Here is a 17,740-nt window from a genome sequence, read left to right as displayed (position 1 = left end):
TGCTATGACCGACAAGCGAGAGAGTCAGACCAAAAAGTCCACCGGCAAAGAAGTGACGCAGCCGCAAGCGGGGCAATTCCTAAGCCCCTTGGACGAGCTCGAGCAATGGTTCGACGAGGTGCGGCGCAACTGGATGCAACCGTTCTTTTTTGGACGGGGCTGGCCGGAAAGAGAGTCCGTCTTCGGCGGGCGCGTGCCTAGAGTGGATGTGATCGACCGCGAACCGGAGTTGCTGGTCCGTGCGGAGTTGCCGGGGGTCAGCAAGGAAAACCTCGATGTCTCGCTGCAGGACAATACACTCAGCATTCGAGCCACGACCCGACGCGAGGAAGAGGAGGAAAAAGGCCAGTTCTACCGGCGCGAGCTGAGTCGGGGCGAATTTCAGCGGACCATCCGCCTGCCTTGCCCGGTGGAAGGGGATAAGGTCAAGGCGAATTTCAAAGATGGCGTGCTCGAGTTGACCATTCCCAAGGTGGCCACCTCCAAGCGTAAAAGCATTAAAGTCGAATAACCCATGAGGGGCCGTGGGACATGCCCCACGGCCTTTTTTATGGGCTGGACCAGCGCTGATGCGATCACCGTTTTCACCTCTCTACTTTTTGTTCTTTTTGGGCTTGCTGCTGTGGATTATCTTCAGTATCAAGCTGGGGCTGATTACCCTAACTTTCCAGAAACTCGGTTTGAATCCGGAATCGGCGCTGACGCTGTTGATTACCTCCTTGCTCGGCAGCGCCATCAATCTGCCTTTGTTTACGCTGCGGGTATCCGCCGCGCCACCGCCGATTGAAAGAATAGGATACGGCTTGCTGCGCCGGCCGCCGGTGCCTTTTACCGGCCGCACTCAAGTCGCGGTAAACGTGGGCGGCTGTTTGGTGCCGGTGCTGTTCTCGCTGTACCTGGTCAACAGCTACAGTGTTCCGCCTTTGCAAATTATTGCGGCTACGGCTTTTGTCGCTTCGGTCAGCTACTTCATGAGCCGGCCCATTCCGGGCGTCGGCATCGGCATGCCGGTCTTGGTCGCTCCGCTCGCGGCGGCTCTGGCCGCCATTTTCCTGGGAGAGGAATATCGGGCTCCTCTCGCCTATATCTCGGGATCGTTGGGGGTCTTGATCGGTGCCGATCTCTTGCGCCTGAAGGATATTCGCCGAATGGCGGCTCCGATTGCATCCATCGGAGGCGCCGGCACTTTCGACGGCATTTTCATAACCGGCCTGGTGGCAGTGCTCTTGAGCTGAAGCGGCGACATTCTCGAATTGCGGTACCGGTTTTGGGCGGCCGATTACGGTGACAATGCTGACTCTTAAACTTCTATTCCTGCTAATGGCCGCTAACGGCGTTCCCATACTGATCAACAAGGGACTGGGCGAGCGTTTGGCATGGCCTATAGACGGCGGCGCGCATTTCGTCGACCGGCGGCCGCTGTTTGGCTCGTCCAAGACCTGGAGAGGGTTCATTGCTGCGATTCCGGTTACCGGACTGGCCGCCGCGGGGGTAGGATTTCCCTTCGAGCTGGGTCTTTGCATCGGCGCCACGGCGATGCTGGGCGATCTCTTTTCCAGCTTCATCAAGAGGCGTCTTGGTGTTCCGGCCAGTGGCATGGCATTAGGACTGGATCAAATTCCGGAGTCTTTGTTCCCTTTACTTGCAGTGCGTGTCGAGCTGGGTTTGGAGCTTATCCATGTGGCCGGTCTCGTCGCCGGCTTTACATTCCTGGAACTCGTGGTCTCGCGTATCCTTTTCCAGCTCCGGATACGCGAGCAGCCCTACTAGGTCGAGCGCAACTGATGCAGGGTTATCTCGGGCGGGCAGTTCAAACGCACATCCACGATGCTGACACCGCTGCCGGCTGATGTGTAACCCTGCAAGGAGTGGTAACGCCATGGTCCGTTGCAGAACGCTCTAGGGGCGTTTGCGTTGAGAATGATGGGAATGCCTCCGGGCAGGCAAATCTGGCCGCCGTGCGTGTGGCCGCTCAGCATCACGTCGAAATTGGCATAGGCCGCGTGCCGATACATCTCCGGCGAGTGCGAAAGCAGAATGGAAACCGACTCCTGTGGAATTTGATCGGTGGCTTTCTCGATGTTGTCGGCGCGGTAGTAGTGAGGGTCGTCGATGCCGGCGAGATAGATGGTCGCATCGCCGCGAGTTAGGGCGATAGACTCGTTCAACAGCATGTGGATTCCCAGGTTTTCCAGCCCAGGCGACATGCGGATGGTGTCATGATTGCCCAGGACGCCGTAGACCGGCCCCTTCAGAAACGGACGAACCTTTTGCATGGCCGTCAGCGTCGGTTCGTACGGACCATAGGTTTGTGCACGAAAATCGCCGGTCAGAACGCAGATGTCGTAGCCATCGACCCGCTTTACGGCGTCGATGAGCGTGTCGGGAATATCCTCCGAGATGTCCAGATGAAGATCGGTAATGTGCAGCAGAGTAAAACCGTCGAACGCCCGCGGGAGCCGTTCGAGCTTGATCTCGTTATGACGGATTTGGATGGTTCGGGCATTTTCGCGGCCACGGTTGTGCAGCCACAAGAGCCGCAGGATATGGCGGATCAAGCCATGAACGGAATACCAATTTTCGATATGGAATAAAGTGCGTCCCTGGCCGAACACGCGAGCCTCGAAATCATGCTCTATGCCCAGTCTTTGGTTGAGGTGGCAGCGCCCCACCCGCCTTTCCAACCTTCGATAGGTCTCTGAATCGATGGGCGGACAACGGAGGTGGCCGAGGGGAATGGATTCTGACGCGAGCGCCGCGTCTCCGGCCGCCTTCAGCGGCGGAAAGGGAAAGCGCTGGCCCGGTGGCGTGGGCTGCATTCGCGTCAAGGCATCACATGATTCAAAAGCTTAGCCAGCTTGCCCACCGCATCGTACACGACCGGAACGGCATCGCCTATGCGGGACGGCTCCTTGACGGCTCTTTCGACCCGAGCCGCCGCTTGGTTCATGGCCTGAACCGCCTGCTGGTAAACCGGTGACGAGCTGCTGATGGTGATATTGACAAGGTCGATTTTCTGCTGAAACAGTTGATCAAGCAGTTCGTCCACCTGATCGGCTTCGGGCAGCTTTTTTTCGCTCAGGGTTTCCAAGGCGCGAATCGTGCGTTGCAGGTTCTGAATAAGACTTTCCATTTTTTTACACCTTCACGAGCGATTGTTTACAAACATTGAACGAAATCACACGGAGTTCGTCCAGAGCTTGTTGTATTCATTCTCTTGCCATATTCGTGTTAACTATTTTCGCTTAATCCGCCTCAATAAAAAAATACGCTAACAGAGCTTTCCATGAACATTGCAGCGATACAACAGGCTCTACGAGAGTTTGCCCGTGACAGAGACTGGGACCAATTCCACAGTCCGAAAAATCTCGCGATTGCGCTTTCCGTGGAGGCGGCGGAACTGCTGGAGCGTTTTCAATGGCTTAAGGATGATGAATCGCATCGTCTGGCCGAAAATCCCGAAGATTATCGCGCAGTGCGGGAGGAGATCGCCGACGTTCTGATTTATCTGCTGCGGCTGGCCGACCTCATGAGTATCGATTTGGAGGAGGCCGTGCAGGAAAAGATGCGGAAGAACGCTGAAAAGTATCCTGTCGAATTGGCCAAGGGAAACGCGGTGAAATACAATCGGCGCGACCAATAATCCCTCGCGGAGAATGGGTCTGTCATTTTTCGCCATTCGTTGCAGTCTGTGATGACAAAAACTTTACGCAATCAAGTGATCGCTTTGGCCGGCCTGTCCCAGGCGGTTTACCTCGTGCAGCACATCGCCAAGCGGGGAACGGCCGATCGCGAGGACATGGCGGCCAGCATCGGCAGCGTGCTCAAGATCGACTCGGGGGACGTGGTGGATGTTTACGGCGGTCTCCACTGCGTTATGACGGGGCTCAGGCAAATCGAAAAACAGTTGGGCGGTCCCGATGTCGTGGATCCGGAGCTGGCGCGCTACGCCTCGACGCTTATTTTTCTCGAGCGCAAGCTGATGAAGCAGCCCCGCATGCTCGAGGCCATTCGTGCAGGCATGGAAAAAGCCGCCGCCATTGCCGAAGAGCGGGGTGTTCTGGATGAGGAAGTGCTCGCAACGCTTGCCGAAACCTATCATCAGACCGTCAGCCAACTGAAGCCGCGGGTGATGGTGGCGGGCGAGCAGATGTATCTGTCCGATCCGGAGAATGGCAACAGAATCCGTGCGCTCTTGCTGGCCGGTATCCGCTCGGTGGTGCTGTGGCGAAAGTGCGGCGGCAGCCGATGGAAACTGCTGTTCCTTCGTCCGAAGCTGCAAAAGGAAGCGCAGCAGTTGCTCGAGTCGCTCAGTCGTACTTGAGATACCTGAAGCGCGGATCGTCCGGTGTGCCTTCCAGGATGCCGCCGGTTTCCGCGCCAGGCTGCCATTGCACGACCTCCTCGATCTTTTTCGCCAGAGCGAAATCCTTGTCCGTTACGCCTTTTGCCGTGTGAGTCATCAGCTTGACGATGACGAACGCATAAGACACGGTCAGATCGGGATGATGCCAGGCGGCCTCCGCGAGATGTCCGACCGTATTCACCACCATCAGGGTGGCTTTCCAGCTGTGGGTTCGGAATTTTCGGCGTATCCAGCCGTTTTCGTAATACCAATGCGGAAGCTCCTGCTTCAGGCGCTCTTCGATTTCTTCCTGGGAATAGGCCTTTTCTTCTTTTTTGGTCATGGTGAATACCTCCGGGCACGAGTGCTGACCAGTGACCCAGCTTGTGGTTCCCGAAACCTATTGTCAAGGCTCATACGGGTTCTGAGCAGTAGCATCAGCGCCGTCATCCCCGTTGCATTGACCCGGTCATCGGCGAGATTTAACCTTGGCCTATCGATCTCTCGGAAACCGCTGGCTTTCTGCTGATCCGGAGCTCCGCGAGGGGAAGGAGAATACGATGGGTACACAAGGTCGAATTTTGGTGACCGGCGCGCTCGGCCAAATCGGTTCGGAGCTGATTCCGGCGTTGCGGACCCGATACGGAGACGGCCTCGTGGTGGCGGCCGATATTCGCATGCCCCCCGCCGGCGCGGGCGAAAGCGATAGCCTGTTCGAGCATCTCGACTGTACCCAGTTGCGCCAGATTCAGGACGTGGTGCGCCATTACCGGATCGAGACCATTTATCATCTGGCGGCACTTCTTTCCGCCGTAGCCGAAGATCGGCCTCAGGTGGCCTGGAACGTCAATATGGGCGGTTTGTATCGCATGCTGGAAGTCGCCCGCCAGTACCGATGCGCCGTATTCTTTCCGAGTTCGATCGGCGCTTTCGGACCGACCACGCCGCGCGAAGACACGCCTCAAGACACCATCCAGCGTCCGACGACGATCTACGGCATCACCAAGCTTACCGGCGAATTGCTCTGCGACTACTATTTTCGCCGGTTCGGCGTCGATACCCGAGGCCTGCGCCTGCCGGGGATCATTTCCTATCGGACTCCGCCCGGCGGCGGAACCACCGATTACGCGGTGGAAATCTTCTACCAAGCGATCCGCTATCGTCATTACACCTGTTTTCTCCGGGCCGACACGCGTCTCGACATGATGTACATGCCCGATGCCGTTCGAGCCATGATGATGCTGATGGAAGCCGACGCCGCCGGGCTGAAACACCGCAATGCATTCAATGTGACCGCCATGAGTTTTACCCCTGGCGAATTGGCTGCCGAGATTCGGAAACATATTCCGGAATTTGCGATCGACTATGAGGTGGACCCGGTGCGTCAGGCGATTGCCGACTCCTGGCCCCAATCCCTGGACGACAGCGCGGCACGGACGGAGTGGGGCTGGACGCCACATTACGACATAACGCGTATGACGAACGACATGCTCGAAAAGATTCGCGCAAAATTGCAGGGTGTATCTGCATAGGGACGGCAGCGGACTGCCTGAACGGATTGGAAAAGCTCCATGGAGCCCGGCTATCCCGGCTTTGATTCGCGTCCGATTGCCGTTTCCGGAATCAATTATTGAGCGACGAGGTGAACTATGGCCATGGACCGAATGGAGGCTTTGTTGAAGCAAGAGCTGGCGCAGCTGGACCGGTCCGGCGTGCGCAAGAGCCGGGAAACGATCATTACCAGCGTTCTGCCGCCGCGGGACGGGCACGGCATCCGTTATCTGCTGAAAGGAGAGGGAGACCGTCCGTTTCTCCGCATGAACTCCAACGGCTATCTTGGGCTCGCGCATCACGCGGACGTGATGAGGGCGGAGGAGGATGGCGTCCGGAATTACGGTGCGGGTCCCGGAGCCGTGCGCTTCATCAGCGGCACCTACGAGCCGCATGTGCGGCTGGAACAGCGTCTGGCCGAGTTCCACGGCCGCCAGGCGGCAATGCTGTTCAGCTCGGCTTACGCGGCGGTGATGGGCGTTTTGCCGAGTCTGATCAGCCCCGAAACCGCGGTCATCAGCGACGAGTTGAACCACAACTGCATCATCAATGCGATCCGCCTGGCCCGGCCGAAGGAGAAGTTCGTTTACGAGCATTTGAACCTCGATCAGGCCGAGACGTTTTTACGGCAGGCGGCCGAGTCGTGCCGGCGGGGAATCATCGTGACCGACGGCATCTTCAGCATGCGGGGCGATCATGCTCCACTAAGGGAACTGATGGCGCTGGCCGAGACCTATGATGAAAAATTTGCCGAAGGGGTGTTCGTCGTCGTTGACGACTCCCATGGCGTCGGCGCTTTCGGGCAAACCGGCCGAGGCACCGAGGAGTATGCGGAGTGCGGGCCGGCGGATATTTTGATCGGTACCTTAGGAAAGGCTTTCGGCGTCAACGGGGGGTATGTCGTCGGCAGTTCGCTGCTGGTCGATTTTTTGCGCGAAAAAGCCCCGCTCTACATCTATTCGAACCCGATCACGCCGGGCGAAGCGGCCGCCGGCGCGAGAGCCGTGGAAATCGTGAGCGGTTCCGAGGGGCAGCAGCGGCTCGCGCGGCTGCGGGACTTGACGGCCAAGTTCCGGCAAGGTCTAACGGATTCGGGATTCGAGACGCTTCCCGGCGCGCATCCGATCGTCCCTTTGATGCTCAGGGATACCGAAAGGACCCGAAGCATGGTCCTTCATCTGCGCGAGCGGGGCATTCTGGCGACCGGGATCGTTTATCCGGTAGTGCCCCGCGGCGACGAAGAAATCCGGTTTCAGGTTTCCGCGGATCATACCGAGGCGGACCTAGACGAGGTCTTGGCGGCGCTGCGCGAGTTCAGGCGAACGAACGCCTCGTAATCGAACACCGGTTCCCGTGGCAAATCGGCCGGCAACCGTTTTCGAGCGCACGAGTCTTATGACTAAGCTTTCGCGTGAATATGCGGCGGGGCGCAAGTCGACAGGGCGACTTCGGGTTGTATATCATGTGCCCGGAGCGGCACGGAAATAAGGGGCTGAGCGCATATTCGGCCCCATCGACCCAAGCCTTACAGGGTCACAACACAACAACCAATGGACCGAACCACCAAGCAGAAGCCGGAAATTTGGACGAGCCGGACAGCATGCGCTGGACCAGGGCTTCGGTGGAGACTTTTTGGACTACTTACAGACTTGACACTTAATGGGAAAGACCTATGCAAGTACCACTAGAGATTACGTTTCGAGGCATTCCTCATTCCGACGCCGTTGAAACCCGCATTCGGGAGAAAGCCGCAAAACTGGAGCAATTCTGTGATCACATCATCAGCTGTAGAGTCGCCGTCGAGGCGGAGCATCATCATCAGCACCAGGGTAATCTCTATAAAGTCAGAATCGATTTGAGCGTTCCTCAGAAGCAGATCGTGGTCAGCCGCGACCATCACGACAAGCAGGCACATGAGGATGTGTACGTCGCGTTACGCGACGCGTTCGATGCCGCAAAGCGTCAGCTCGAGGAGCACGTCCGCATGCAGCGTGGCGAAATCAAGAACCATAAAATTTCGTCCACCGCCCTCTAATCGTTTAACCACACGACGGTCCGGGGCGTAACGAGATCTAATCGCTTCTTACGCCCCGCCGGTGTCCCGGTTCCCGCCAAAACCCCTTTCTCAGTTCCGCGCCTGTTTTATATCCGAGTGTCGTGACAGAGCGACATGTGCCGGCGGCGTCACGGGCTAATCGTTCTGTTCGCAGCAGATAGCGGAATCCGTCATGGGCTCCGTCGGGCTGATTACGACTCCGGTAATGGGATTGGGCCGATAAGTGGTACAACCCTTTAGTCCCATGTCGTAGGCCTGGCGGTACAGTGACTCCATATCGGAGAAAGGAAAGTTCTCGGGCAGGTAGACCGTTTTCGAAATGGCGTTGTCCACCGAACGTTGGATTGCGGCCTGCATACGTAAATGTGCGAGCGGCGACAATTCGAAGGTGGTGACAAAAGCCGGCGGCAGCGTGTGCTTCGAACGTTCGAGCTTCCACAACCGGACCGCATAGTTTTCGATGTCGTAGTTCTGAAGGCCTTCGGGAGTTAGGACGCGTCGTTGATAGCGCTCGGCAAATGCCGGTTCGAGCCCATTGGACACGTTGTTCGCGAGCAGACTAATGGAGCCGGTGGGCGCGACTGCCAGCAGATGGCTGTTCCGAATGCCGTGTTCGGAAATGCCGTTTCTGATGGCGCGCGGCAAGGCCCGAACAAATGGACTCTGTAGGTATTTGTCGCGATCCAAACACGGGAAAGAACCCTTTTCGCTCGCCAGTTCGATCGACGTCCGATATGCCGCGAGACACACGGTTCGCATGATTTTGTCGGCAAGCTGACACGCCTGTTCGTCGTCGTAGCGTACACCCAACATTATCAGGGCGTCTGCCAGCCCGGTAATTCCCAGACCGATACGCCGTTTATCGAGCGCTTCATTCCGCTGTTGCGGCAAGGGAAACCGGCTGACATTGATGACGTTGTCCAGCATGCGCACAGCCACGGCGGTAATCCGTTCGATGCCCGCGAAATCCAGAGCGGCGTGATCCTCGAACGGCCGCGATACGAAGCGGGTGAGATTGATGGAGCCCAAATCACAAGCGCCGTAAGGGGGCAAGGGGATTTCGCCGCAAGGATTGGTGGCCGATATGTGTTCGCAATACCAAAGATTGTTTTCCCGATTGATGCGGTCGATGAACAGAACGCCCGGTTCGGCATGTTCATAGGTGGACCGCATGATGGCATTCCACAGGTCGCGGGCTCTGATCACTCGAACGATGCGGCAGGGAACAGGGGTGTCGGTATGGGACCAGCGTCTCAGAACGATCTGTCCGGTACCGGCAGGGGTTCCCTCGGGATTGACGGGAAATACCAGCGGCCAATCCCGATCATGCTTCAGCGCGTCCATGAAATCATCCGTGATCAGTACGGAAAGATTGAAATTCCGTAGCTCGCCGAGGGTTCGTTTGGCACCGACAAAGGTTTCGATGTCCGGATGATCGCAGCGCAATGTACCCATCATGGCACCACGTCGGGCACCGGTCGAAAGAACCGTGGCACACATGCTGTCCCAAATGCGCATAAAAGATACCGGGCCGGAGGCGACGCCACCGCATCGGTGGGCGGGGATGCCGGACGGGCGCAGGGTGGAAAAGTCGTAACCGATGCCGCCTCCTTGCTGCATGGTGAGCGCCGCTTCCTTGAGAGCCGAGAAGATGCCTTCCATGGAATCTTCAATAGTGCCCATTACGAAACAGTTGAACAGCGTGACATCGTGTCGGCTGCCGGCTCCGGCCAGAATTCGCCCGCCCGGCAAGAACCGGAAGTCTTCCAAGGCTTCAAAAAAAGCGCGTTCCCAATGGGCGGAATTTTCGGGCTCGGCGCTGGCCAGGGCTCGCGCTACACGCCGCCAGGTATCCCTTACGCCAAAGTCGCGGCTCGCTTCGTCCGTGAGACGGTATTTCCAATTCCAGACCTCCCGTGACACGGGGTTTTCGAATACATCGGCGCGGTCCTGCATGAGACATCTCCGCTGCGTTTTGCGAGATCGTTGTGTCGGGATGAGCGGCGGGGGCAAGCTGGATGCCCGATTTCGCCGCGACATCCGACATTGTTCTTGCCTTAGACGCTTAATTCATGACTGTTTTCTCTGAAGGCTCTAAATCTTGCCAAACGATTTTGCTCCGGGACGCGAGATCGTGCCAGCTACGGCCTTGCGAATCGAACAAAACCCAGAGATAGCCGAGGCCTAGGCAGCCGAAGGATATCAAGCCGCAGAAGAAGCGAATCGAAGCCTGGCCCCAGGAGATGGAAGTGTCGGCTGTCGTGCACAGGCGAATTTTCCAGGAACGCATTCCGAGAGTTTGTCCGCCATGGGTCCAGAACCACCCGACAAACGCGAAGCTGACCGTCAATAGATATGCGCTATACAGCCCGTGGTTCGGTTGAAAGGCTTCTCCGTGATGAAGCGGCAGCAGGAGGACCGTTGCGGCGAAGAGTACCGCAACCAGCACGACCATGTCGTAAACGAGCGCCGCCAGGCGGCGCAGCAAGCCGGGTGAGTTGTGCTTCGGAGTCACAAAGGCGACTCAATCGGAGTCTTCGACGCGCGTCCCCGCCTTATGCGGAGTTCGTCGCAGCGGATGAAACATCAACTGCGGCGCTCGAAACATTTGGCTTGTGCATGGTTTTTGCATTAATCATTAACGAGCGGTTTTTCCGGAAGTTGGTACTAAATCACATTATCTCGCGCCGTCCGCATGTAAGCTGAACGTCGAACAGTTTCGACCGGCGAGATAGCAGGATGACCGTTCAGTGAACGCTTGGTTTATCGTCGTTACTCAACGACAAGAGTCTCTGAGTTTCGTTAGCCGCCGATTTGGCGCCAAAGAACATCGAGAGGTAGACCAGTAGCGCGACTAGCAGCATGGACAGGGTGATCGGTGGGCGTACCAGGGGCAAGAACAGCAGAACCAAAAAGTTCGCGATGAGAGCGCTGGTATGAATCGGGCAAGCAAGGAATACGTCGAGTCTGGGTTTAAACATGTATCTCCTCTTCCAAAATCTTTTGCAATCATGGATTCGTAGAGATGCAGAATCGTACATCCCCTTCGAGCTGGATCGCCATTCCGGTGGCAATCCGGGAATCCTTGAAGTCGGGCAGCCGGCAGCGAATAGTAGCATAAAGGCTATGCAGGCCGCGGCGTTGTTGCAAAAGGGGATAATCGAACTGATCGTCAAGCGGTTTTCCTTCTACGCCTTGTTGACGATATGCTGGATATTGATCGCCGCTGCGGGATTGGCGTTCGCCGTTTTTCTCGACATTCAGCGGGAAACCCAGCGGTTTTCCGAGACGTCCGCCCTGATTCAAACGCAATTGGTTTCGCAAACGCGTCGCTATGTTGATGCGACACATGGACTGGCGGCATTCCTCAAGACCGAGGAGCCCATAAATCAGGAGAAGATCACTACCTACGCGCGCCTGATCTCGGACCAGGATGCCGGCATCTACTTCATGGGCACCGTTCCGAAGTTCGACAAGGAGACTTTGGAAGAATTCGTTGCCTTAAGGCTTCATGAGGGTGTCGCTTCTTCGGTACATCTTTTTTCCGATCGTAGGAATCGCCTGATTCGAGTTGCGGCTGTGGGCAAACCGTTCTTGTATGCTCCGAATTCCATTGCGCCGGACGCCGATGAGACGCGACCCTTGTCGGAGACCGATGTCGATTTGGTATCGGTACTCGGAAACGCCTTTCAGCGCGCTCTGAGGTCCGGAGAAATTGCCGCCAGTCGCTCGTTCCTGCTCAATAACGGCGATTGGGGTTATGCGCTCGTGGAGCCGGTAAGTTTAACAGGCGGCGTAAGTTTCGCCGTAGTGATATGCAGGGTGAAGGCTCTTTTCCATCTCCCTTCCGATTCCGTTGCGTTGGCGCTCACCCTGTTCGAGTCGGTGCACGCTGGAGCAAATCCGGGTGACAAGTTGATTCATAAGCAGGCTTCGCCGGCAACGCCCCTCGAATCCAGCTTGTTTCCCAAGCTGCTTTTTCGCAGCTCTTTCGGAGAGCCGGAGAAACACTTATCTCTCGAAATCGAACAACAATTGGGGTGGGCGAATCTTGATTGGAACCGGCTGAACCTGATTTTTGTGGGATCCTTGGCATGTCTCCTCATGTTTTTCAGTGTTGCCAGAATCTATGACCGCTATGAAAAACGTAAACTCGAGGAGGGCAACAGGCTATTTTTGTTGGCCAATTTCGATCCGTTGACCGGACTGCCCAATCGTCAGTTATTCATGGATCGGTTGGATCAATCGCTGGCCGAAGCTCACCGGTCGAGGCGGAAGGTGGCAGTGCTTTACCTCGATTTGGACGGATTTAAACAGGTCAACGACTATTACGGGCATCAGACCGGGGACAAGGTCTTGCAACGCGCCGCCCGCATTTTTCAGCATTCCGTTCGGGAAACGGATACCGTAGGCCGATTGGGAGGAGACGAATTCGTAGTGCTTCTGCAGAATATCGGAGACCGTTCCGGTGCGGAATCCGTGGCCAGGAAAATCAAGAAAGCGTTTTTCCAACCGTCCGTGGACGTCAATGGAACCAATAAGTTGATGCCGGTCTTAGGCGCTAGCGTGGGCATCGCCGTCTATCCTGAAGACGGCTCGACCACCGCCGAATTGCTGAGGGCAGCCGATCAAGCCATGTATCGGGACAAGGCCGTCGGCAAGAGCCAACAGAGTCCCACCCTTGTACTCAAATCTCTGGATTGTCATCCGGCGTCGTGGTGACGATCACTGCTTTTCCAACGCATCCCGTCGCAAGTACTTCCGGAGCGGCGTCAGAACGAAAGACTGATCGCCGCGTCCCCGGCGCGGCGCATTGAGCTCGTTTGCGTCCGGCTCCGGCGTTTTTTGGGGTCCATTCAGCTATCGCGATTTATACCGGCGACTTCGTTTCAGAACCGCGCAGGGACAAGCGGGTCCTAATCATTAGGAGCGGAAATCCTCCGATTACTGCTTTAAAGCATTGAATATTCATTGTGGATACGGAGGTCTGTCATGAAAACATCAATCATCATCACCGTGCTCGCACTGCTGGGTTCATCCTGGGCAGCGGCTGAGCAACAGCGAGTTCCGGGAACTCCCAACCCGGATGAAGCGACTGAAAGATCCCTGGACATTACCAACCAGCCGGCCGAGCCGCCGGCCCAGCGCCCGCCCGGCCAGCAGATCGAAAAGGACATACCGGCGACCAAGCATCAGGTCGAGGTCGAACGGGAAATCAAGAGCGAGCGTTTCAAAAAGCTGGACGAGAACCGCGACGGCCTGATTTCCGAAAGCGAAGGTCGCTCCGACAGCAAGTTAATGGAACGTTGGCGCGAAATGGACAGGAATCAGGATGGCCAATTGGATCCGGATGAGTTTTCGAAGTTCGAGCAGAACGAACCAGCCGAATAGCCGGCTGCGTAAATGCGGACTGGCGCATTGTCATTTCCACCTCGAAGACGCTATTGCCGATTCCTTCGGGGGCGCCGCAACTATCCCTGCCGCTTTCAACGGCTCACGGCCGCTCAGAAGGTGATCTTTCCTCGGGTCGCATCGGGTGTCGCTTTCGGCGGCACCCTCATTTCAAGCGGAGCATTGGCTATCCCGTCTTGCCAAGCATGGTCTTACGGAGATAGGCGAACGGTTTTGCCGATAGCGTGAATGACCGAAGCGGCCGGGCCATTGCGGTAAAGCCGAGCGTCTTCAAGATTTCATGCGGGTCGCCTTGTGGAGTTTGAAGCAAGGCTTGATCGAGTCCGTGTATCGCTAAATAGCATGGATCGTCCGGGACGGACCCCAGGCTTAGCGGATTCAAGGTTCGTAGGGCAGGGCCGACCTTGGTCGGTACGCAACCGACAGCAAAACTGTTACGAGGTTCCGATTCAACCAGATCGCGGCTGCCGAGGGCATGATAGTCACCGCGGCCCATCAGCGGTTGACCGGGATATTCGGCATTTGAACAGCAAGACCAGCCGTCCTCCACCGTAAGAATGCAGAAGACCATAATGATCGGCTTTTCACATTCCGAAACGGCCTTTATCACCGGCTCCCCCTGTTCGAATGTCCTTTGTCTGACGATGCAGCGGTCGGTTTCCGTGAAGGAAAAATGCGAGTCAACGTCAAAGGATGTCGGGTACTTTGCACCGAACGAGATGCTCGACGGAACGGCCGGCTTAGCGGCGACGACGCCCGACAAAATCGAAACCGCTGCGGCGGCAGCGGCAATGCTGAGGGTTTTCATAGGGTTCTTCCTTGAGATGGTTTCCGTCGCTCGTGTCTCGTTCGGAGTCCCGATCAGCTACCAAATTGTGCGTACAAGAAGATACCCGCATCAATTCGCGGCATAACATAAGTATGCTTCCATAGGTGTACAAACCTATACCGTCGGCTCGACTTACTCGACACCATTAAGTACCAATACGGTAGCGGGAACTGAATAAGCGGCGACTTTCTCGAAGGGGTTAGGTCGCCTGATGTGCCTTGCTGATACGGTTCCAGGCGGAAATTTCCCTCATGCTAAGGAGGCTGCCGACATGGACTATATCGATATTGCTCAGATCGTTGAAGAATGTACGCGAGCCGAAGCGTTGCAACGCCTGAAGGCGTCATTGGCCGAGAACGAACAACAAATTACCGACCCCGAACGGGGGCTGGTGGTTTGTCTCGATTGCGAGGCTCCTATTCCTTTGGAGCGCCTTGCGGCCAATCCCCGCGCGGTACGCTGCATCGATTGCCAACTGGAGTACGACCGCGAGCAGCAGAACGAGGCTCGGTTATATCCGAATTTCGATGACCGGGATAAGTGAGGTCTCGCACTTTGGTCCAGCATCTGTTCGGCGTAATTGCCCGCCGCTTTTGCGAAAACCGGTACGAGACCTGATCGAGTCTACCGTTTGCTCGCGATACGGTTGGTTTCGCCGATTTATTCGTGCTGCTCTGCAAGGCTCTCGCGCATCCAGAGCAGCAGTGGGATTTGCCGGGTCGCTCGGTATCCGCGCGATACGGCAAAGATGTTTTCAAGGACCAAAATGGACCGAGTGTTATGTTGCCATCCGATTGTAGCGTCCAACTCATGGACATTGACGATTCGATATCCGCCGAAGACGCCATTTCGGTTCAGTCGCGAAAAGACGAATTTCTCGCGATGCTGGCTCATGAATTGCGCAATCCGTTGGCATCCATCCGTAACGCGGTCGAAGTGTTGCGCCGCTTGGACTTGCAAGAGCCAAGGGCGGAGTGGGCACGGGAGGTGGTGGACCGCCAGGCGGCTCAGTTGTCCCGAATGATCGACGACTTGCTCGACGTATCCAGGATTACCCGAGGGACGATTGCGCTTCGCCCGGCCCCGCTCAATCTCGCTGCCATAATCGTTCGGGCGATCGAAGTCAATTTGCCGCTGATCAAGGCCCGTCGGCTCAAGCTCATCGTCGAATCGGGGCCGCTCGATCTCGATCTGGACGGTGATGAGGTGCGCCTAACCCAAGCCTTGGCCAATATTCTCAACAATGCCGCAAAATACAGTAACGAGGAGGGGCGGATTTGGCTCTCGGTGGAGATCGAATCGGGCCAAGCGGCCGTGCACGTCAAGGACGAGGGAATCGGCATACCTCCCGAGCTTTTGCCCCACATTTTCGATCTGTTTACTCAAGGGCCGAGGACATTGGACCGCACGCAAGGCGGCCTGGGGATAGGGCTTTCCGTGGTGCGACGCTTGATCGAAATGCATGGCGGGAAAGTGGAGGTTTCCAGCGAGGGCGAAGGACGAGGCACCGAGTTCGTCGTGTGGCTGCCGCTCCGAGGCGAACAAGGCCTTATTTCCGGTCGCGATCCTCACGATTCTCCGGCGACCTGGTCCCGGCTAAACTTTTTGGCAACGTAGTGATCAACCGCCTGAGACTATGGTTGCTTTCCTAAGCTCAAGCCGGACGTTGTCCGGCTTTTTTCGTCGTTCGATCGCGGGTTAAAGCCCGCTCCCACTCATAATTCCATTCGGCATTCGAGTGAACACTCATCGTAGGGTGGGTTAGCCCTTCGACAGGCTCAGGACGGGCCCCTCGGCTCCGCTCGGGACAGGCTCCGCGTAACCCATCGATTCAAGGTCGCTCGATGGGTTTCGCTTCGCTCTACCCATCCTACAAGAATGAATTCCTACTGAAAGCGATTTGGAATAAGGCGCCTGCAATCAATCCATACGCGCCAACGGAAACGACGATAAGAAATGCCGCGGCGTCAAGCCATGCGGCTGATCGGCTTTAGTCCGAGGCGCCTGGCAAGGCGATGCAGATTGCCCCGGTCCAGTCCCAGGCGGCGAGCCGTTTCCGACCAATTGAAACGACATTCGTCCAGCGTCTTGAGGATCAACTGCCGCTGAAAATCGTCCACCGCACGTGCAAGCGATACCGGGTTCGTTCCGAACGCCAAGCCGGTCTTGGCATCCACGCTCCAGTGGATTTCAGAGCCGATGTCCAAATCTTCGGGTTGCAAGGTCAACGAACGTCCCCGGTCCGCCGAGGCGCGCAGAGCGGCGCGGAGAACGACGTGCTCGAGTTCCCGTACGTTGCCGGGCCATGAATAGGCCCTCAGGGCTTCGATGGTCGCGGGCGCCAGGTTGGCGCGGTCCAAGCCCAGGCGCGTCCGCGCCTGATCCAGGAAATATCCGGCCAGCGGTGCAATATCCGTGAGCCGTTCCCGCAGCGGCGGTACGTTCAAAGGGTACACGCTGAGCCGATGATAGAGGTCGGCTCGGAACCGCCCCGCCTTCACCTCTTCGTCGAGCTGCCGATTGGTTGCGGCGATGATGCGGACGTCGGCCCGGTGGCTCTTGTCCGAGCCGAGCCGCTGGATCTCGCCGAATTGCAGGGCACGCAGCAGCTTCGCTTGGATAGCCAGGGGCAGTTCGCCGACTTCGTCCAGAAACAAAGTGCCTCCCTCCGCCAACTCGAATTTGCCGGCCCGATCGGTATGGGCGCCGGTGAAAGCGCCGCGGACATGTCCGAACAGTTCGCTTTCGGCCAAGGACTCCGGCAGCGCGGCGCAGTTCACGTACACCAGGGGTTGGTCGGCCCGCAGCGATTGCGCGTGTATGACGCGAGCGACCACCTCCTTGCCCACCCCGGTTTCTCCCATCACCAGGACCGTCAGATCGGATCGGGCTACGATACCGATGTTGCGCCTCAGTTCCTGCAGCGCGGGGCTGTCGCCGAGTATCTGCCCGCGGCGCTGTAGGGCCTCGTTGACCAGTTCGCTGGTCACCAGTTCGCGGTGTCTAGCCAATCTTTCGAGCGCACTGATAAAGGATTCGTGACGCAGCGCCACCGTCGCGATGGCGGCAAAGGTCTGGAATATGTGGTCGTCTATGCCGTCGAATACGCCGGGTTTTAACGCATCCGCCGAGAGCACTCCGAGCAGGGTGTTCTCGTTATAAAGGCTACAGCCGATACAGGAATGGACGGGCAATCGGCCTCCGGCATCATTCAGCAATAGCGAATCGTAAGGATCGGGCCTAGGGTCGTCGGCCTCGAATCGGATCGGTGTTCTCGAACCGAGGATCGCCGCCAGCCGGGGATGTTGCTCCGGGGCGAATTGGCGTCCCATGACCTCGGGCGAAAGGCCCCGCGTCGCCACGGGCACGAGTACCCCGTCTTGGAAGCGCAACAGGGCGCAAGCGTGATTTCCCGTGACTTTGGCGAAAATTTCGAGAAATCCCTCGAGGCGCTCTTTCATCGAAAGATTCGCCGTCAGGCTCAAGACCGCTTCGCGAATCGCGCTCTCGGTCGTTCTTATCTTCGAGCGTTCGTTCATATTTCAAA

20 protein-coding genes are annotated in these 17,740 nt (G+C 57.2%); 12 read left to right on the top strand and 8 right to left on the bottom strand.

The features are described from left to right. Window positions 1-4: 4 nt before the first annotated feature. The 3 genes from JOD69_RS12200 to JOD69_RS12190 all read left to right on the top strand — a co-directional run bounded on the left by JOD69_RS12200 (window position 5) and on the right by JOD69_RS12190 (window position 1,770). A complete protein-coding gene (locus JOD69_RS12200) occupies window positions 5-511 on the top strand; it encodes an Hsp20/alpha crystallin family protein (protein ID WP_086134008.1) in 507 nt (168 codons plus the stop codon). Window positions 512-569: 58 nt separating this feature from the next. After that, entirely contained in the window at window positions 570-1,235 is a 666-nt protein-coding gene (locus JOD69_RS12195; protein WP_077728663.1) for a DUF1614 domain-containing protein, read from the top strand. Window positions 1,236-1,320: 85 nt separating this feature from the next. Then, window positions 1,321-1,770 carry a CDP-archaeol synthase gene (locus JOD69_RS12190; RefSeq protein WP_086134077.1) on the top strand — a complete coding sequence of 150 codons (450 nt, stop codon included), beginning with the start codon at window positions 1,321-1,323 and terminating at the stop codon, window positions 1,768-1,770. On the opposite strand, the gene JOD69_RS12185 is transcribed toward JOD69_RS12190, so the two are convergent. Together JOD69_RS12185 and JOD69_RS12180 are read right to left on the bottom strand one after the other, a co-directional pair. Continuing rightward, window positions 1,767-2,819 (bottom strand): metallophosphoesterase, encoded by a 1,053-nt coding sequence (locus tag JOD69_RS12185; RefSeq protein ID WP_086134009.1) that lies wholly within the window; start codon window positions 2,817-2,819, stop codon window positions 1,767-1,769. The genes JOD69_RS12190 and JOD69_RS12185 overlap by 4 nt on opposite strands. 5 nt (window positions 2,820-2,824) lie before the next feature. Next, window positions 2,825-3,133, bottom strand: coding sequence for a hypothetical protein (locus JOD69_RS12180; protein WP_077728665.1), 309 nt, complete (start codon window positions 3,131-3,133; stop codon window positions 2,825-2,827). A 153-nt stretch (window positions 3,134-3,286) separates the two neighbouring features. On the opposite strand from JOD69_RS12180, the gene JOD69_RS12175 reads away from it, so the two are divergent. Next, a complete protein-coding gene (locus JOD69_RS12175; RefSeq protein ID WP_086134010.1) occupies window positions 3,287-3,643 on the top strand; it encodes a nucleotide pyrophosphohydrolase in 357 nt (118 codons plus the stop codon). A 51-nt stretch (window positions 3,644-3,694) separates the two neighbouring features. Continuing rightward, on the top strand, window positions 3,695-4,324 hold the full coding sequence (gene hflD / locus JOD69_RS12170) for a high frequency lysogenization protein HflD (protein WP_086134078.1): 630 nt from the start codon (window positions 3,695-3,697) through the stop codon (window positions 4,322-4,324). Here the strand turns inward: hflD and JOD69_RS12165 are convergent. Further along, window positions 4,311-4,688, bottom strand: a complete 378-nt coding sequence (locus JOD69_RS12165) for a 4a-hydroxytetrahydrobiopterin dehydratase (protein ID WP_086134011.1) — start codon at window positions 4,686-4,688, stop codon at window positions 4,311-4,313. The two genes, hflD and JOD69_RS12165, sit on opposite strands and share 14 nt — an antisense overlap. Window positions 4,689-4,905: 217 nt before the next feature. Here JOD69_RS12165 and JOD69_RS12160 point away from each other — a divergent pair, with 217 nt between their 5' ends. The 3 genes from JOD69_RS12160 (at window position 4,906) to JOD69_RS12150 (ending at window position 7,931) form a co-directional block, all read left to right on the top strand. Next, window positions 4,906-5,877: an L-threonine 3-dehydrogenase gene (locus tag JOD69_RS12160; protein ID WP_086134012.1), complete on the top strand. Its 972-nt coding sequence runs from the start codon at window positions 4,906-4,908 to the stop codon at window positions 5,875-5,877. A gap of 117 nt (window positions 5,878-5,994) precedes the next feature. Next, the gene (locus JOD69_RS12155; protein ID WP_086134013.1) at window positions 5,995-7,233 is read left to right on the top strand and encodes an aminotransferase class I/II-fold pyridoxal phosphate-dependent enzyme; all 1,239 of its coding nucleotides are present in this window, start codon (window positions 5,995-5,997) and stop codon (window positions 7,231-7,233) included. 335 nt (window positions 7,234-7,568) lie between these two features. Next, window positions 7,569-7,931: an HPF/RaiA family ribosome-associated protein gene (locus JOD69_RS12150; protein ID WP_077728670.1), complete on the top strand. Its 363-nt coding sequence runs from the start codon at window positions 7,569-7,571 to the stop codon at window positions 7,929-7,931. A gap of 156 nt (window positions 7,932-8,087) precedes the next feature. On the opposite strand, the gene JOD69_RS12145 is transcribed toward JOD69_RS12150, so the two are convergent. The 3 genes from JOD69_RS12145 to JOD69_RS12135 form a co-directional block, all read right to left on the bottom strand. Beyond that, window positions 8,088-9,908: an adenosylcobalamin-dependent ribonucleoside-diphosphate reductase gene (locus tag JOD69_RS12145; protein WP_086134014.1), complete on the bottom strand. Its 1,821-nt coding sequence runs from the start codon at window positions 9,906-9,908 to the stop codon at window positions 8,088-8,090. Between the two features lie 109 nt (window positions 9,909-10,017). Beyond that, complete coding sequence (locus tag JOD69_RS12140) at window positions 10,018-10,467, bottom strand: RDD family protein (protein WP_240506929.1); 450 nt, start codon at window positions 10,465-10,467, stop codon at window positions 10,018-10,020. A gap of 232 nt (window positions 10,468-10,699) precedes the next feature. Further along, on the bottom strand, window positions 10,700-10,933 hold the full coding sequence (locus JOD69_RS12135; RefSeq protein ID WP_077728672.1) for a hypothetical protein: 234 nt from the start codon (window positions 10,931-10,933) through the stop codon (window positions 10,700-10,702). Between the two features lie 145 nt (window positions 10,934-11,078). Here JOD69_RS12135 and JOD69_RS12130 point away from each other — a divergent pair, with 145 nt between their 5' ends. Then, a complete protein-coding gene (locus tag JOD69_RS12130) occupies window positions 11,079-12,674 on the top strand; it encodes a GGDEF domain-containing protein (RefSeq protein WP_168175340.1) in 1,596 nt (531 codons plus the stop codon). Window positions 12,675-12,944: 270 nt separating this feature from the next. Further along, window positions 12,945-13,343, top strand: coding sequence for a hypothetical protein (locus JOD69_RS12125; protein ID WP_086134015.1), 399 nt, complete (start codon window positions 12,945-12,947; stop codon window positions 13,341-13,343). 187 nt (window positions 13,344-13,530) lie between these two features. Here the strand turns inward: JOD69_RS12125 and JOD69_RS12120 are convergent, their stop codons facing one another. Continuing rightward, entirely contained in the window at window positions 13,531-14,172 is a 642-nt protein-coding gene (locus JOD69_RS12120; RefSeq protein ID WP_086134016.1) for a hypothetical protein, read from the bottom strand. Window positions 14,173-14,464: 292 nt separating this feature from the next. Here JOD69_RS12120 and JOD69_RS12115 point away from each other — a divergent pair, with 292 nt between their 5' ends. After that, entirely contained in the window at window positions 14,465-14,737 is a 273-nt protein-coding gene (locus JOD69_RS12115; RefSeq protein ID WP_166642682.1) for a TraR/DksA C4-type zinc finger protein, read from the top strand. 266 nt (window positions 14,738-15,003) lie between these two features. Then, on the top strand, window positions 15,004-15,810 hold the full coding sequence (locus JOD69_RS12110; RefSeq protein WP_168183796.1) for a HAMP domain-containing sensor histidine kinase: 807 nt from the start codon (window positions 15,004-15,006) through the stop codon (window positions 15,808-15,810). Window positions 15,811-16,160: 350 nt separating this feature from the next. Here JOD69_RS12110 and norR read toward each other — a convergent pair whose 3' ends face one another. Further along, window positions 16,161-17,732 (bottom strand): nitric oxide reductase transcriptional regulator NorR, encoded by a 1,572-nt coding sequence (gene norR / locus JOD69_RS12105; RefSeq protein ID WP_086134018.1) that lies wholly within the window; start codon window positions 17,730-17,732, stop codon window positions 16,161-16,163. Between the last annotated feature and the right edge of the window lie 8 nt (window positions 17,733-17,740).

This window comes from Methylocaldum sp. RMAD-M, assembly GCF_017832375.1.
GTDB lineage: Bacteria > Pseudomonadota > Gammaproteobacteria > Methylococcales > Methylococcaceae > Methylocaldum.
This window is presented reverse-complemented; position numbering and strand designations above follow the sequence as displayed.